Genomic DNA, 14,018 nt, shown 5'->3' with positions numbered 1-14,018 from the left:
CACCGGTTCTCGGGGGCAGGCGGTCCACCCATCGTCGTTCGTCAGCTTGGATTGTTACCACCGTTCAGTAGAGACTGCGAGGTGTGACAACCCAGACCGTCCGGAGGCTCCGGCTACCGGCCGACCATAGCTCTCCGGGTCTGGCGCGCGCAGCAATCCGGACGATCGTGCATGAACGGGACTTGGGTGCGGTTCTCGACGAGGCGCTGCTGCTCGTCACCGAGCTCACCACCAACAGCGTCGTGCATGCCGGCACCGAGGTCGACCTGGAGATCACCGCAACCGAAACGTCACTGACGGTAGCGGTGCTCGACTTCCAACCCGGACAACTCACTGTGCAAGCCGACACCGACTCCGGCCCCGAGCTGGCCGAGCGCGGGCGCGGCCTGCTGCTCGTCGACCAGCTGGCCACCGCGTGGGGCACGCTGCAGTTCACCGGCGGCAAGGGGGTCTGGTTCCGGCTCGACCGGCCGGCCACCCCGCCGGGCCCGTTCACCCCGCCGATGTTCGAGCTGCCGTCGGCGCAGGCCGGGCCCAGCCCGGAGCGGCTCGCCGAGCTGGCCGCGCCGAGCGGCGCCGGCGCGACCCTCACCGAGGCCGCCGAGGATCTGCTCCAGCGGCTGTGTGAGGTCAGCGGCGCGACCGGGGCAGCGCTGACCGTCGACGAGGGCGACGGCCCGCACACGGTCGCCGCCGTGGGCCGGCTCACCGGTTCGGCGGACGGCGGACGGCGGGTGCCGTTGCAGCTCACCCGGCCGTGGCGGGCCGAGCTGCTGGTCGCCGGCGCGGGCGGCAACCCGTATGGGCGGCCGCTGGTCGCCCTGGCCGCCGACAAGCTGACACTGCTGGTCGAGAACCACCGGCTGCGCCGCGCCGACTCCGAGCGGCGCACCTGGCTGACGTTCCTCGCCGACGCCAGCGAGTTGCTCGCCCAGTCCCTCGACGTCGAGCTGACCCTCGCGCTGATCCCGCGCCTGGTCGTCCCGCGGCTCGGCGTGTGGTGCGCGATCCACACCGCGGACGCGGGCGGCGAGCTGCGCCTGGCCGCGGCCGCACACGCCGACGAGACGATGCTCACCGACCTGCTCGACTCACTGGCCCAGGCCACGCCGCAGCTCAAGGAGGCGATGGGGACCGATGCGGTCGTACCGCTCGGCATTCCCCTGGAGGGATACGTCGTCGCGCTGATCGCACGCGGTCAGCACCTCGGCACACTGACGGTCGGCGGCGGGCGGGACACCTGGCAGCGGACCGAGGAGGTGGCGGTGGTCGAGGACGTCGCCCGCCGGGCCGCCCTGGCCCTCGACAACGCCAACATCCACGCCGAGCGGCGCAACATCGCCCAGGCGCTCCAGCGCTCGCTGCTGCCGCCTCAGCTGCCGAAGGCCGAAGGCGTGGAGTTCGGCGCCGAATACGTGCCGACCGGCGAGGGCGTCGACGTCGGCGGCGACTTCTACGACGTGGTGCCGCTCTCCAGCCGCCGCTGGCTGGTGGTCGTCGGTGACGTCTCCGGCAAAGGCGTGCAGGCGGCGACCGTCACCGGCCTGGTGCGTGACGTGACCCGGGTCCTCGTGCGCGACGGCCGGCCGCTGCCGGAGACGCTGGTCCGGCTCAACGAGACCCTGCTGGAGCGGGGCGCCGGCCGCTTCTGCACGCTCTGCCTGGCGCTCGTCATGCGCCGCCAGGACGGCACGCTCGACGTGACCCTGCACCTGGCCGGCCACGACCAGCCCGTGCTGATGCGCGCCGACGGGGAGACGGAACTGGTCGGCACGTGCGGCACGGCACTCGGCCTGCTGGACGTGATCAACACGCCACGCACGCAGGTCATCCTCCACCCCGGCGACACGCTGGTCTTCTACACCGACGGCGTCACCGAGCGCCGTCGCGGCACCAACCTCTTCGGCGTCGCCCGGCTGCGCGAGGAGGCCGGCGCGCTGGCCGGCTTCCCCGCCGACGTGGTGGTGGCCCGCCTGCGTGCCCGCACGCTGAGCTATTCGCAGGAGCCGCCACGCGATGACATCGCCATCTTCGCGGTGCGCAACGACGCTTAAGGGCCTTCACGATCCGATTGCCGGTGGATCTAGGCCAGGCCGCGGATGCGCTGGAGCTCGTCGGCGACGTCGCCGGGGTGGGCGTTCAGGTCGTACGTGCTGAGCAGGTGCAGGTGGTCGCCGGTGTCGATCTCCAGCAGCTCCGTCCGCAACCCCGCCCGGGTCCGGGAGTCGACCCGGATCCGCTCGATCTGCCCCCAGTCGAGCCGGCGGCGGCCCGCATAGCTGTTGATCACCGTGACTCCGTGCGGATCGGCGGCCAGCCGGACGGGGACGAGCAGGTCACGCAGCGCATAGCCCCCGGCGACGACAGCGGCCACGATCGCGGCGGTCAGCGCCCGCGGGTCGCCGGCGAGGAACACCGCCACCCCGACGAGCACGACGGTCACCGCGCACTTCAGCGCCGCGAACCCCGGCGACACCCGCCAGGCGGCGCTCGTCGCCGTCGGCGCCGACGGCTCGGACCAGGCTCCGCTGCGCATCTCCACTCGCACAGCATGCACCCGCCCGGCGCCCCGCTCCCACTCCCACCCGCGTTGATCTTGCAGTTGTGGTGCCTCCCAAACCCGGGCAACGAGCTATTTGGTCTTGGTGATCGAGGTGGCGTTCACGGTGCCGTCGGTGTTCTGGCCGACGACCGTGACCGACGAGCCGGCGGTCAGGTCCTTCAGCGCGCCGGGGGTGGAGACGGTGGTCGTACCGCTGGTCTTGACGATGAGCGTCTGGCCGTCGGCGGTCTCGACGTAGACCGTGGTGCCGTCGACCAGCTTCACGGTGCCGGTGATGCCGCCACGGGCCTGGCCGCCCTGTGCCCCGCCCTGGGCGCCGTTGCGGCCGGCGAAGCCGCTCGGGAACGCCGCCGGGTTGACGCCGCCGGCCGGGCCGCTCGCCGCCGGTGCCTGGCCGTAGCTCTTCTGGACCTGGGCACCCGCCACGAACCCGGCGACCAGCAGGGCCAGGCCGGCCAGCACGACCGTGGCGCGGTTGGCGAGCCGGCGCGGTGCCGCTTTGGCGATCCGCGCGTTGAGGTCGTCGTCGACCGGCGGCGCGAGGAGTTCGTCCTCGTCGGTCACCGGGGACTCGTCGGTCACCCGGGTCTCGTCGGTCACCGGGGTCAAGACCTCGGTGACGGCAGAGGAAGTGTCGACCGACGAGATGCCGGTGGCGTCCGGGCGACGGAAGGGCGAAGCGGCGTGGCTCACGGCTGACTCCTCGACGGAACTACTCATAACGGAGGGCTTCGATCGGGCGCAGACCCGCGGCACGGCTGGCCGGGTAACTGCCGAAGAACAGGCCGATCGCGACCGAGACGCCCAGTGCCAGGAAGACCGAGCTGGGCACGATGACCGGCTTGATGTTGACGATCGTGAATTGGCTGCCGATGACCGCCGTGGCCACCCCGAGCAGGCCACCGAGCAGGCTCAGCACGGTCGCCTCGACCAGGAACTGGGTGAGGATCGTGCGCTTCGGCGCGCCGAGCGCCTTGCGGATGCCGATCTCGCGGGTCCGCTCGGTGACGGTCACCATCATGATGTTGGTGATGCCGATGCCGCCGACCAGGAGGCTGATCCCGGCCACGGCGCCGAGCAGGAGCGTGAACGTCTCCGCCGTGTTCGCCCGCGTCTCCAGCAACTGCGATTGATTCAGGATGCGGTACGCACTGGTCGTCGACGAGCCGTTGACGTTGAGCTTCTCGTTGAGGATCGCGGTCACCTCGGACTGCGCCTCGGAGACGGTCTCCGGCGAGGTGGCCTGGATGAGCAGCTGGTTCAGCGAGCCGTAGCCGGTGAGCGACTCCTGCACGGCGCTGACCGGCGCGACGGCGATGTCGTTGGGGTCGGCGAAGCCCGAGCCGCCCTTCTCGGCGAGCACGCCGACGACGGTGAACAGCTTGCCCGAGACGGTGATCTGCTTCGACAGCGGATCGACGCGACCGAACAGCTCCTCGGCGACGGTCGAGCCGATGACCACGACCTTGCGCGAGTCGGTGACGTCGGCGTCGGTGAACAGCGAGCCGCGTGCGACCTTGAAGTTGGAGGCGGCGACGTATCCCGGGTAGGTGCCGACGAACTGCGTGATCGTGTGGTCGGTGCCCTCGTACGTCGCCGACTGCGAGCCGGTGACGACCGGCGAGACGCTGCGCACGTGCGGCGCCTCGTCCGGGTCGGACAGCGCCGGGACGAGGTCCATGTTCAGCGCGGTGTTCTGCGTCGACGCGGCGCCGCGGGCCCCGCCGCCGGCGCCGGCGGTGACGGTCAGCGTGTTGGTGCCGAGCGACTCGATCTGGTTCTGCACCGCCTGCGCCGAGCCGTTGCCGACCGCGACGAGCAGGATGACCGCGGCGACGCCGATCAGGATGCCCAGGACGGTGAGGCCGGAGCGCAGCTTGTTGGCGGTGATCGCGCGGAGCGCGAAGCGGATGGTCTCGAAGATGTTCACTTCAGCCGCTCATCCTGGACGATGCGTCCGTCGACCAGCCGGATCAGCCGCTTGGCGTGCGCGGCGACGTCCGGCTCGTGGGTGATCAGCACGATGGTCCGGCCGGACCGGTTGAGCCGGTCGAAGACGGCCAGGACGTCGTCGGTGGACTGGGTGTCGAGATTGCCGGTCGGCTCGTCGGCGAGGACCAGCGCGGGCGCGGTGACCAGCGCCCGGGCGACGGCGACGCGCTGCTGCTGGCCGCCGGAGAGCTGGTTGGGCTCGTGGCCGGCGCGTTCGGCCAGCCCGACCATCGACAGCGCGAGATTGGCCCGGCGCCGCCGCTCGGCGGACCTGACCCCGGCGTACGCGAGCGGGAGCTCGACGTTGGCGAGGGCGCTCGTACGGGCGATGAGGTTGAACGCCTGGAAGACGAAGCCGATCCTGCGGTTGCGGACCAGGGCGAGTCGCCGGTCGTTGAGGCGGCTCACGTCGACCCCGTCGAGCAGGTACCGGCCCGACGTCGGGATGTCGAGGCAGCCGAGGATGTTCATCAGGGTCGACTTGCCGGAGCCGGACGAGCCCATGATCGCGACGTAGTCACCGCGCTCGACGGTCAGCGAGACGCCCCGCAGCGCCTGCACCTCGGTCTCGCCCTGCCCGTAGATCTTCTTGACGTTCCGGATGTCGAGGACCGGCCGCATGTCAGTTGCCGCCCCGCCCGCCGCCGGGGAAGCCGCCACCGCCACCTGGGAAGCCGCCACCGCCGCCCGGGAAGCCGCCACCGCCGCCGGGGAACTGCACCTGGTTGCCGCCCGTGCCGCTGGTCGAGTTGGTCGTCGTGGTGACCACGACCTGCTCGCCGGCGGTGAGGCCGGACTTGACCTCGACGAACCCGCCGCCGGTGAGGCCGACCTCGACCTGGCGCTCCTCGTTCTTCCCGTTCACCTGCACCGTGACGGTCCGCTGGCCGCCGGCCGTGCGCAGCGCGGTGCTCGGGATGCGGACCACACCCTGCGCCTCGGCGACGGTGACGACCGCGGTGGTGCTCTGCCCCAGCCGTACCCCTTCGGGCAGCGAGTCCAGCGTGATCACGACCGCGTAGGAGTTGACGTTGTTGCTGGTCGTAGCCGTCGGCGAGACCGTGCTGACCTTGCCGGTCGCCCGGGTGCCGGCAAGGGCGCTCCACGTCACGTCGGCGACCTGGCCGGCCTTGAGTTTGGTGGCGTCGGCCTCGGCGAAGCTCGCGTTGATCTGCAGCTTGGTCAGATCGGCGAGCTGGATGAAGCCGGAGCTGGAGCCGGACGTGGAGCCGTTGCCGCCGGTGGAGTTGCCGCCGGCACCGCCGGACGAGTTCGACGACGAGCCGGACGAGGACGAGCCGACCGCGCCGTTGACGGCGGTCACCGTCCCCGCGACCGGCGCCGTCAGCACCGTGCCGTTCACGGCCTGCTGGGCCGAGGTCACGTTGGCCTGGGCGGTGGTGACCTGCGCCTCGGCGGAGGCGATCGTGGCGTCGTCGGCGTCGTTGTTCTCGGCCCGGGTCAGCGCGGCCTTCGCCGCGGTGAGGTTGGCCTTCGCGGTGTCCAGCGTGGCCTGCGCGGAGGTCGGGTCGACCTTGGCGAGGGTCTGGCCCTTGGTAACCACGTCGCCGACCTTGACGTTGACCTCGGTCACCGTGCCCGACGTGGTGAAGTTGGCGTTCGCGGTCGCCGCGCTCGCGACCGAGCCCGTCGCCGACACCGTCTGCGACACCGTTCCCTGTGTCGCGGCCACCAGCCGCGTGCGGGTGGTGGTGTTCTGCGACGCCTCGGCGGTCGCCGGCCCCTTGACGACGGAGTAGGCCCAGAACGCACCACCGACGACGAGTACCGCGAGGCCGGCGTTGATCAGGGTCACGGAATTCAACCGTGGTCGGCGCAGGGCCGGCAGCGACAGACGCATGAGGGGAATCGTGGAGTGCGTCGCTCGGAGCGACCCCTAGTGAACCTCGGAGTTCCCTCGGAATCCGGTGACCTGCGGTTCGCCGGGCTCACCGGGCTCGTCACCGAAGTCCGGGTCGTCCATGGCCGGCAGGAGCACCCGGAAGCGGGCGCCGTCACCGGGCGCGGTCCACAGCTCCACCCGCCCGCCGTGCGCCTGGACGATCGCGGCGACGATGGCCAGGCCGAGCCCGGCTCCGCCGTGGCGGCGGGACCGCGACCCCTCGGCCCGGAAGAGGCGTTCGAAGACCCGCACCGCGTCCTGCGGCTTCATGCCGGGGCCGGTGTCGCTGACCTCGATCGCGGCGAGCGGCACGCCGTCGGGCAACGCGGGGCCGACCGCCGCGGTGGGCGGGGCCGTGTCCGGGGACGGGCGACCGACCCGGACGACGATGCGGGTGTCCTCCGGCGTGTGCTGCAGGGCGTTGCTGACCAGGTTGGCGGCCACCTGCCGGATCCGCGCCTCGTCGCCTTCGACGGTCACCGGCTCGAAGGTCACCGACCGGTCGTCGATCGTCGACAGCTGCACGAATCTGGTCGGCACCCGCACGTGCGCGTCGCGGACCGTGTCGGCGGCCACGGCGAGCAGGTCGACCGGGTGCTGCTGGAGCGGCCGCTCCTCGTCGAGCCGGGCCAGGGTGAGCAGGTCGTTGACGAGCAGCCGCATCCGGCTGACCTCGGCCTCGATGTACCCCATCGTCTCGTCCAGCGCGGGGCCGGGCGGTGCGCCGCCCCTGCGGTACAACTCGGCGAAACCCTGCACCGACGTGAGCGGGGTCCGCAGCTCGTGGGCCGCGTCGGCGAGAAACTGGCGGAGTCTCCGCTCCGACGCGGCGCTCTCCCCGACCGCCTCCTCGATGCGGGCCAGCATCGTGTTGAGGGCGATGCCGAGGCGGCCCGACTCGGTGTGCGGGTCGGCGACCACCCGGCTGGACAGATTGCCGTCGGCGATCTCGACGGCGGTGTCCTCCATGCGGGTCAGCGGGCTGAGCCCGACCCGCACCAGCGCGCCGGTGGCGAATCCGACGAGCACCAGCAGCGTCAGGCTCACCGGCACGGTGAACAGCAGCATCTGTTCGCGGGTGTCCGCGACCTCGGTGAGCGAGACGGCGAAGGCCCCGTAGCCCTTGGTGCCGGCGAAGTTCGTCTCAAACACCCGCACGCGCCAGTTGCTCTTCGGCCCGGTGACGGTGAACGGCTGCTTCTGCGCGGCGCGCTCCGGGATCGAGCCGAACAGCGCCGGGTCGAGCAGGACCTGGTCGGGGTTCAAGAGCTTGCCGGTGCTGTCGAACCGGTAGATCTGATACGCGGGCCCGGGCGAGAACTCAGGCCGTTCACCCTCGGGGCGCTGGGCATACCGGGGGAAGACGCCCGGTGCAGCGCTCGGGGTCACGCCCGGTGCGGCCGACACGACGGGTAGCGGCCGCGGGCCCCGAACGCCGCCTTCGAGCTGCTCGTCGACGCGCTTCATGAGGTACCAGTTGAGCAGCCCGACACCGATCGCGTTGGCGGCGATGAGCGCCACCCCGGCCAGCGACACGACGGAGACGACGATCCTGGTGCGGACCGTCCACTGCCGCCAGTGCCGGATCTTCATGTGCCGTCGGTTCTCGGGAGCCTGAGCGCGTAGCCGACGCCGCGGACCGTGTGGATCAGCGGCGGATCCCACTTGTCGATCTTGCGGCGCAGGTAGTAGACGTACGACTCGACGATCCGGCCGTCGCCGCCGAAGTCGTAGTTCCAGACGCGGTCGAGGATCTGGGCCTTGCTGACCACGCGGCCGGCGTTGGTGAGCAGATACCGCAGGAGGTTGAACTCGGTCGGCGACAGGTCGACCCGGTTGCCGCCCCGGCGCACCTCGTGCGCGTCCTCGTCCATCTCCAGGTCGGCGTACCGCAGGACACCACCGTCGACGAGCTGCTGCTGGTCGCCCAGGCTCCGCCGCAGGATCGCCCGGATGCGCAGGACGACCTCCTCGAGGCTGAACGGCTTCGCGACGTAGTCGTCGGCGCCGACGGTGAGCCCGGAGATGCGGTCCTCGACCGAGTCCCGCGCGGTCAGGAACAGCACCGGCACCGGCCGGCCGGACGTGCGCAGGCGCTGGGCGACCTCGAAGCCGTCCAGGTCGGGCATCATCACGTCGAGCACGACAAGATCGGGCGCGTATTCGGCGGCGGCGGCCAGCGCCTCCCGCCCGCCGGTGGCGACCCGGACCTCGAACCCGGTCAGTCGCAGGGTGGCCGACAGCAGGGCGCGGATGCTGGCCTCGTCATCCACGACGAGCACCTTGGGCAGGGGTTGTACTGGCATCGGCTCCATCGTCACCGACCGGCCGTCACGATCTCGTCGCCTTCGGCAAGTCCACTCTTGATCTCGGTGTCCACGTCACCGCGCAGTCCCGTCTCGACGGCCCGTTCCTCGTCCTTGCCGTTGATCCGGACCGTCACCTTGCCGTCGTGGACGGCCGTGGACGGCACCGACAGCACGCCGTCGGCGGATGCGGTGACCACAGCGACCGTAGCGCTCTGCCCGTACAGCAGTGTGTCGGGCACCTTGTCAAACGCGATGAGCGCCGCGTACCGCACCAGGCGGTTCGACACCGTTCCGGCAGGGTCGATCTGGATGACCTTGCCGTCGTACTTCGTGCCGGCGTCGTCCGGCAGCGTGATCCGGGCGACCTGACCGACCTGGAGGTGTGCCACCTCGGCCTCGGTGAACTGCGCCTGCACCACGACGTCGCCGGTCCCGGCGAGGGTGATGACGCTGCTGCCGGCGGCGGAGCCGACGGTGCCGGTGACGGCGAGCACCTTGCCCGCGACGGGGGCGGTGATGACAGTGCCGGCGAGCTTCGCGTTCGCCTGGACGAGGCTGAGCTTCGCGTTGTTGAGCCGCTGCTGGGCGGTGAAGAGGTTGTCGCTGGTCGACTGCACGCTGTTGCCCTGCTGCTGGTTCCCGCCACCGCCTCCACCGGTCTGCGGGCCGGCCGCGCCCGAGCGGGACGCCGACGGGGTGGGCGTGGGCGTGGCGGTCGCCTTCGCCGCGGCCTCCTCGGCCCGGTCGAGGGCGTCCTGCGCGCTGCTGACGCTGTCCCGGGCCGCCGTGACGGCGTCCTGGGCCGCGGTCGCGTCGATGCGGGCCAGCACGGCACCCGCGGCGACCACGTCACCGGCCTTGACGGTGAGCTCGGTGAGCGTGCCGCTGGTGGTGAACCCGAGCGTCCGGCTCTGCTGGGCCTGCACCGTCCCGGATGCGGAGACGGTGGCCGTGACCTGCCCGCGGGCCACCTTGACCGTGGTCGCCGCCGCGGGCGCGGGCTTGTCGCCCCCGGCCACCACGACGGCCGTGACGGCGACACCGGCGAGCACGGCGGCACCTCCGGCCAGCCACCAGACCTTCATGGCTGGTAGTCCACCGGCTGTGCCTCCCAGCCAGCTTGGCCCAACCTCAAAGTTGGCTCAGAGCGCCAGCCAGGCCTGCTCCGCGAGGGTCGCCGCGTCGTTGGCCTTGAGGCCCTGCTCCGACAGCGTCCACAGGGTGCCGTCGATGATCAGCGACCGGCGGATCATCGCGTATTGCCCGGGATGACCGATCATGCCCGACTGGGTGATCGCCTTGTCGCTGACCGACAGGACGAGCGCACCCTGCCGCGACCGCTCGTTCACCGGTACGACCAGCAGCCCCGTCGCCGGCCAGTACAGGAACGCGTGCGGGTCGAACTCCGCCTCCGAGTAGCCGCCCGGCACCTGGTGCTGCGCCAGCCGGGCCGGCTTGCCCAGGTCGTGCACGTCGAACAGCGAGATCTGGGTGCCCTGGACACGGCCCTGCTCGGTGGCCTCCTGACCGACGCCGATGAGCCTGCCGGCACCGGCCGGGTGCAGGTACGCCGAATAGCCGGTGATCTTCAGTTCGCCCATCACCCGCGGGGCCGCCGGGTCGGCGAGGTCGAGTGTGTAGAGCGGGTCGGTCTGGCGGAACGTCACCACGTAGCCGGTGGTGCCGATGAACCGCACCGAGTAGATCCGCTCCCCCTTGCCGAGGCCGCCGACGTGCCCGGTCTCCGCGAGCCGCCCGCCGTCCTGCTTGAGCACGTAGACGGTGGACACGGTGGAGGTCGTCTGCTGGTCGGCGCCGACGGCGTCGGTGGTCGCGACGCGCAGGTGGCCGTCCCATTCGGACATCGAGTACTGGTTGAGCAGCCAGCCGGGGACCTCGCCGGACGCGACGTACCGCGGCTTCCCGGCGCCGCTGATGTCGAACTTGAACAGCTGCGTGCGCGGCGGCTCCACCGCTCCGGTCTGCTTCACCGCGCGGGCCACTCGCCAGCGCTGGTCGTTGCCGACGTACAGGCTGGGGCCGTTGGCGTAGACGGTGTCGCCGTCGGCGACGACCGTGACCGGGTCGCCGGAGCCCAGTGCCGGCCCGCCGAGGTCGAACGTCAGGACGGTCAGCATGGCGGTGCCCGAGTAGCGCTCGGGGCGGCTCACCGCGGTGCAGTCGACCTTGCCGCCGGTGCGCTTGCCGCCTGCGTCCTCCGCGGTCCAGCGCGGCAGCCAGTCCTCCAGCGGCGCTGCCGCGATCGCCTTGCGGTTGGCCGCGATCCGGGCCTCGTCGGTGCCCATCGCCGAGGTGTCGGGGAACCGCAGGAGGGGCGCCGAGCGCACCACCACCCGGGCGGTGCTGCCGATCTGCCGGGCGTCGACCAATGCGCCGTCGGTCGTGAATCTGCCGATCACCTTCGGCGCACCGGCGATGTCGACCAGGGTCACCGTCGGGCCGGCGACACGTGACGCGTCGTAGTCCAGCCGGGCCTCGTAGTTGTAGCCGAACACCAGCGCCCGGTCGCCGGCCAGCAGCAGGCTGCTCGCCATGATCGCGGACCTGCCCCGGTCCGCCGCGCCGCCGAGGCTGAGCTCGCCGGTCACCTTCCGCGCGGCCGCGTCGACGACCTTCAGCACGCCGTTGCCGGTCAGCGTCACGATCCGCTTGCCGTCGGTCTTGACCACGTCGGGCTCGTCGACGCCGGCCTCGTGCGTGTTGGTGCCGGAGAAGGTGGTGCCCGCGCCGGAGGCCGCCTTCGGCACCGCGCCACCCGCGCGGGCGAAGTCCTCGGCAGCGCCGCCGTTCAGCGTCCGGATGCCGCCGGGCGCGTTGTTCAGGCCCCAGGGCCCGACGGCCTCCTGCGCCGCGGCCCGCAGGCCGACGAGCAGGTCGTCGCAGGACTCGAACGCGACCAGGCGCAGCGCGGGTGCCGGCCCCGGTGCCGCCGAGGACCGGGCGGGCCGCGGCTTGTCGGCCGTACAGCCGGAAAGGCAGACGCACAGGGCACCGAGCGTGGCAAGGGCGCGCTTCATGGCCCTATGACGTGACCGGTGCACCTCCGGTTCCCGGCCTTTCGACAACCCGCGGTGCGAGGGTCTCCACCAGGCGGCTGAGCACGATCATGCTCCGGGTTGAAGTGACGAACGGCTCGGCGCGCAGTCGCTCGAGAGCCTGCTCCAGGCCGGCCATGTCGACGGCGCGCAGGTGCACCAGGGCGTCGGCCTCACCCGAGATGGTGTACGCACCGACGACCGCCGGGTGGCGCTTCGCCGCCGCGCGCAGTTGCTCCGGTGAGGTGCGGCCGGTGCAGAAGAGCTCGACGAACGCCTCTGTCGTCCAGCCCACCGCACCCGGGTCGATCAGCGCCGTATAGCCGCGGATCACTCCGCTTGATCGGAGGCGGTCGACGCGGCGTTTCACGGCCGGAGCGGACAGCGCGACCTGGGCGCCGATCTCCGCATACGATGAACGGGCGTCATCCTGCAGGAGTGCAATGATTCGCTGGTCGATCGGGTCGAGGCGCAACAAATCCCCCCTCGAAAGCAAGCATTCTCGCTGTTTTGTGTGACACCGGAACCCTAGCGTTTGATCTCGTGACGACCCAGCGCGAGCGCACCTATCTGATGTCGCCACCCGAGCACTTCGCGGTGGAATATGCGATCAACCCATGGATGGACACCACGGCGCCGGTCGACACCGAACTGGCCGTCAAGCAGTGGGAAGGCCTCCGCGAGACGCTGACGCGGCTCGGCCACACCGTGCACGTCCTGAGGCCGGAGATCGGCCTGCCCGACATGGTCTACGCCGCCAACGGGGCGTTCTCGGTCGACGGCGTGGTCTACGGCGCGCGGTTCCGGTATCCGCAGCGCATGGCCGAGGCGGCGGCGCACAAGCGGTTCTATGCCGAGTTGGGCTGGAAGTACACCACCCCGGTCGAGACCAACGAGGGCGAGGGTGACTTCACCTACCTGCCGTCGTACCTCGGCGGCGTGGTGCTCGCCGGCCACGGCTTCCGCACGGAGGTGGCCGCACACTCGGAGGCCCAGGAGGCGCTCGGCCGTCCGGTGATCTCGCTGCGGCTGGTGGACCCGCGGTTCTACCACCTCGACGTGGCGCTGGCCCCGCTGGACGACTCGAACATCACCTACTACCCGGGGGCGTTTTCGGAGTCGACGCAGGCCGTCCTGCGCCAGCTGTTCCCCGACGCGGTCATCGCCGACGAGGAGGACGCCCTGGCGTTCGGGCTCAACCTGGTGTCCGACGGCCGCAACGTCGTGCTGAACACCGAGGCCACCGCGCTCGCGGCGAAGCTTCGCTCGGCCGGTTACGTCCCGGTGCCGGTGGAGCTGACGGAGCTGAAGAAGGGCGGCGGCAGCGTGAAGTGCTGCGTCGCCGAGCTGCGCCCGTAAGAGACAGATGCGGCGCCGGCGCCCCGTTCGACGCCGGCGCCCGCTCCGATCAGGACGACGTCGGAGATCCTGACGCGCCCGAGTGGACGAACACCACCTGCGCCGTGTATTTCGCCGCGCCCGGTGATGGCGAACCCGGAGATGCGGCAGCCCCGGTCACCTTGCCGGCGATCACGAGGTGGGCACCCGACTGCAGCGCGCCGGGCTGCAGCGTGTGCCGCTTGTCGTACACCTTCAGGTTCTTGCCGAGCTCCCACGTGCGCGTGAACCCGTCGGCCGAGCGGACCGTCACCGACGACTGGGTCAGCTGCGTGGCGTCGCCGTTCTGCATCGCCACCCGGACCGGTCCGTTCTTGGTCTGCAGGACGCCTTCACCGTGGTAGACATCGCCGAACATGTTCTCGTGGGCTCCCATGCCGCCGCCGGGACCGGGTGCGGTCTCGGTCGGCGCGGGCGCCGGGGGTGTCGGGGTGGGTTGCGCTTCCGCAACTGTCGGTAGCCCGCCGACGACCACCAGTGCTGCAGAGCTAACCAGTAAGCCTATCCGCGAGCGTCTCATGGGGCACCTCCTCGGAATCGGGCGAATTGGCCCTCTACCTCGGATCCCGCACGGCAAACCTGACATAAGGAGTGCCAAGTGCCCGGTACGCGTCGCCGGGCCGCTCGTGGCCGTCCGTCGAGTGGCCCAGGGCGTCGCAGGGGTCCTGGCACATCAGGACGCGCGACGCCTGCGCGGCGAGCGCGGCCACCGGCCAGAACAGCAGGTGGACAAGCAGGATCCCGAGCGACGCGCCCGCGCCGACGACCGCGCGCCGGACGGGCACGTTCCGCCCCGT

The 14,018-nt window shown here is 71.4% G+C and carries 14 protein-coding genes; 2 read left to right on the top strand and 12 right to left on the bottom strand.

The annotated features are described in order from the left end of the window. Nucleotides 1-74: 74 nt before the first annotated feature. Nucleotides 75-2,054: a SpoIIE family protein phosphatase gene (locus Dfulv_RS00700; RefSeq protein ID WP_406567985.1), complete on the top strand. Its 1,980-nt coding sequence runs from the start codon at nucleotides 75-77 to the stop codon at nucleotides 2,052-2,054. Between the two features lie 29 nt (nucleotides 2,055-2,083). Here the strand turns inward: Dfulv_RS00700 and Dfulv_RS00695 are convergent, their stop codons facing one another. The 10 genes from Dfulv_RS00695 to Dfulv_RS00650 form a co-directional block, all read right to left on the bottom strand. Beyond that, nucleotides 2,084-2,536, bottom strand: coding sequence for a PH domain-containing protein (locus Dfulv_RS00695; RefSeq protein ID WP_259867308.1), 453 nt, complete (start codon nucleotides 2,534-2,536; stop codon nucleotides 2,084-2,086). A gap of 96 nt (nucleotides 2,537-2,632) precedes the next feature. Continuing rightward, entirely contained in the window at nucleotides 2,633-3,256 is a 624-nt protein-coding gene (locus Dfulv_RS00690) for a hypothetical protein (protein ID WP_259860645.1), read from the bottom strand. 19 nt (nucleotides 3,257-3,275) lie between these two features. Continuing rightward, a complete protein-coding gene (locus tag Dfulv_RS00685) occupies nucleotides 3,276-4,493 on the bottom strand; it encodes an ABC transporter permease (protein ID WP_259860644.1) in 1,218 nt (405 codons plus the stop codon). After that, nucleotides 4,490-5,176: an ABC transporter ATP-binding protein gene (locus Dfulv_RS00680; RefSeq protein ID WP_259860643.1), complete on the bottom strand. Its 687-nt coding sequence runs from the start codon at nucleotides 5,174-5,176 to the stop codon at nucleotides 4,490-4,492. Before Dfulv_RS00680 ends, Dfulv_RS00685 begins: the two co-directional genes overlap by 4 nt. A gap of 1 nt (nucleotide 5,177) precedes the next feature. Continuing rightward, nucleotides 5,178-6,371 carry an efflux RND transporter periplasmic adaptor subunit gene (locus tag Dfulv_RS00675; RefSeq protein WP_319805748.1) on the bottom strand — a complete coding sequence of 398 codons (1,194 nt, stop codon included), beginning with the start codon at nucleotides 6,369-6,371 and terminating at the stop codon, nucleotides 5,178-5,180. Between the two features lie 81 nt (nucleotides 6,372-6,452). Next, nucleotides 6,453-8,051: a sensor histidine kinase gene (locus Dfulv_RS00670; protein WP_259860641.1), complete on the bottom strand. Its 1,599-nt coding sequence runs from the start codon at nucleotides 8,049-8,051 to the stop codon at nucleotides 6,453-6,455. Then, the gene (locus Dfulv_RS00665) at nucleotides 8,048-8,764 is read right to left on the bottom strand and encodes a response regulator transcription factor (protein ID WP_259860640.1); all 717 of its coding nucleotides are present in this window, start codon (nucleotides 8,762-8,764) and stop codon (nucleotides 8,048-8,050) included. The genes Dfulv_RS00670 and Dfulv_RS00665 overlap by 4 nt, the downstream gene beginning before the upstream one ends. An 11-nt stretch (nucleotides 8,765-8,775) precedes the next feature. Continuing rightward, nucleotides 8,776-9,852: an efflux RND transporter periplasmic adaptor subunit gene (locus Dfulv_RS00660; RefSeq protein ID WP_259860639.1), complete on the bottom strand. Its 1,077-nt coding sequence runs from the start codon at nucleotides 9,850-9,852 to the stop codon at nucleotides 8,776-8,778. A 57-nt stretch (nucleotides 9,853-9,909) separates the two neighbouring features. Further along, nucleotides 9,910-11,805 carry a beta-propeller domain-containing protein gene (locus Dfulv_RS00655; protein WP_259860638.1) on the bottom strand — a complete coding sequence of 632 codons (1,896 nt, stop codon included), beginning with the start codon at nucleotides 11,803-11,805 and terminating at the stop codon, nucleotides 9,910-9,912. A 4-nt stretch (nucleotides 11,806-11,809) separates the two neighbouring features. Then, on the bottom strand, nucleotides 11,810-12,298 hold the full coding sequence (locus Dfulv_RS00650) for an Lrp/AsnC family transcriptional regulator (protein WP_259860636.1): 489 nt from the start codon (nucleotides 12,296-12,298) through the stop codon (nucleotides 11,810-11,812). 98 nt (nucleotides 12,299-12,396) lie between these two features. Between Dfulv_RS00650 and ddaH the strand changes: the two genes are divergently transcribed. Beyond that, nucleotides 12,397-13,182: a dimethylargininase gene (gene ddaH, locus Dfulv_RS00645; protein WP_259867304.1), complete on the top strand. Its 786-nt coding sequence runs from the start codon at nucleotides 12,397-12,399 to the stop codon at nucleotides 13,180-13,182. A gap of 49 nt (nucleotides 13,183-13,231) precedes the next feature. Here ddaH and Dfulv_RS00640 read toward each other — a convergent pair whose 3' ends face one another. Together Dfulv_RS00640 and Dfulv_RS00635 are read right to left on the bottom strand one after the other, a co-directional pair. Continuing rightward, a complete protein-coding gene (locus tag Dfulv_RS00640; RefSeq protein WP_259860635.1) occupies nucleotides 13,232-13,597 on the bottom strand; it encodes a hypothetical protein in 366 nt (121 codons plus the stop codon). A gap of 178 nt (nucleotides 13,598-13,775) precedes the next feature. After that, nucleotides 13,776-14,006, bottom strand: coding sequence for a hypothetical protein (locus tag Dfulv_RS00635; protein ID WP_259860634.1), 231 nt, complete (start codon nucleotides 14,004-14,006; stop codon nucleotides 13,776-13,778). Between the last annotated feature and the right edge of the window lie 12 nt (nucleotides 14,007-14,018).

This window comes from Dactylosporangium fulvum, from assembly GCF_025137375.1.
In the GTDB taxonomy this organism is placed as follows: domain Bacteria; phylum Actinomycetota; class Actinomycetes; order Mycobacteriales; family Micromonosporaceae; genus Dactylosporangium; species Dactylosporangium fulvum.
This window is presented reverse-complemented; position numbering and strand designations above follow the sequence as displayed.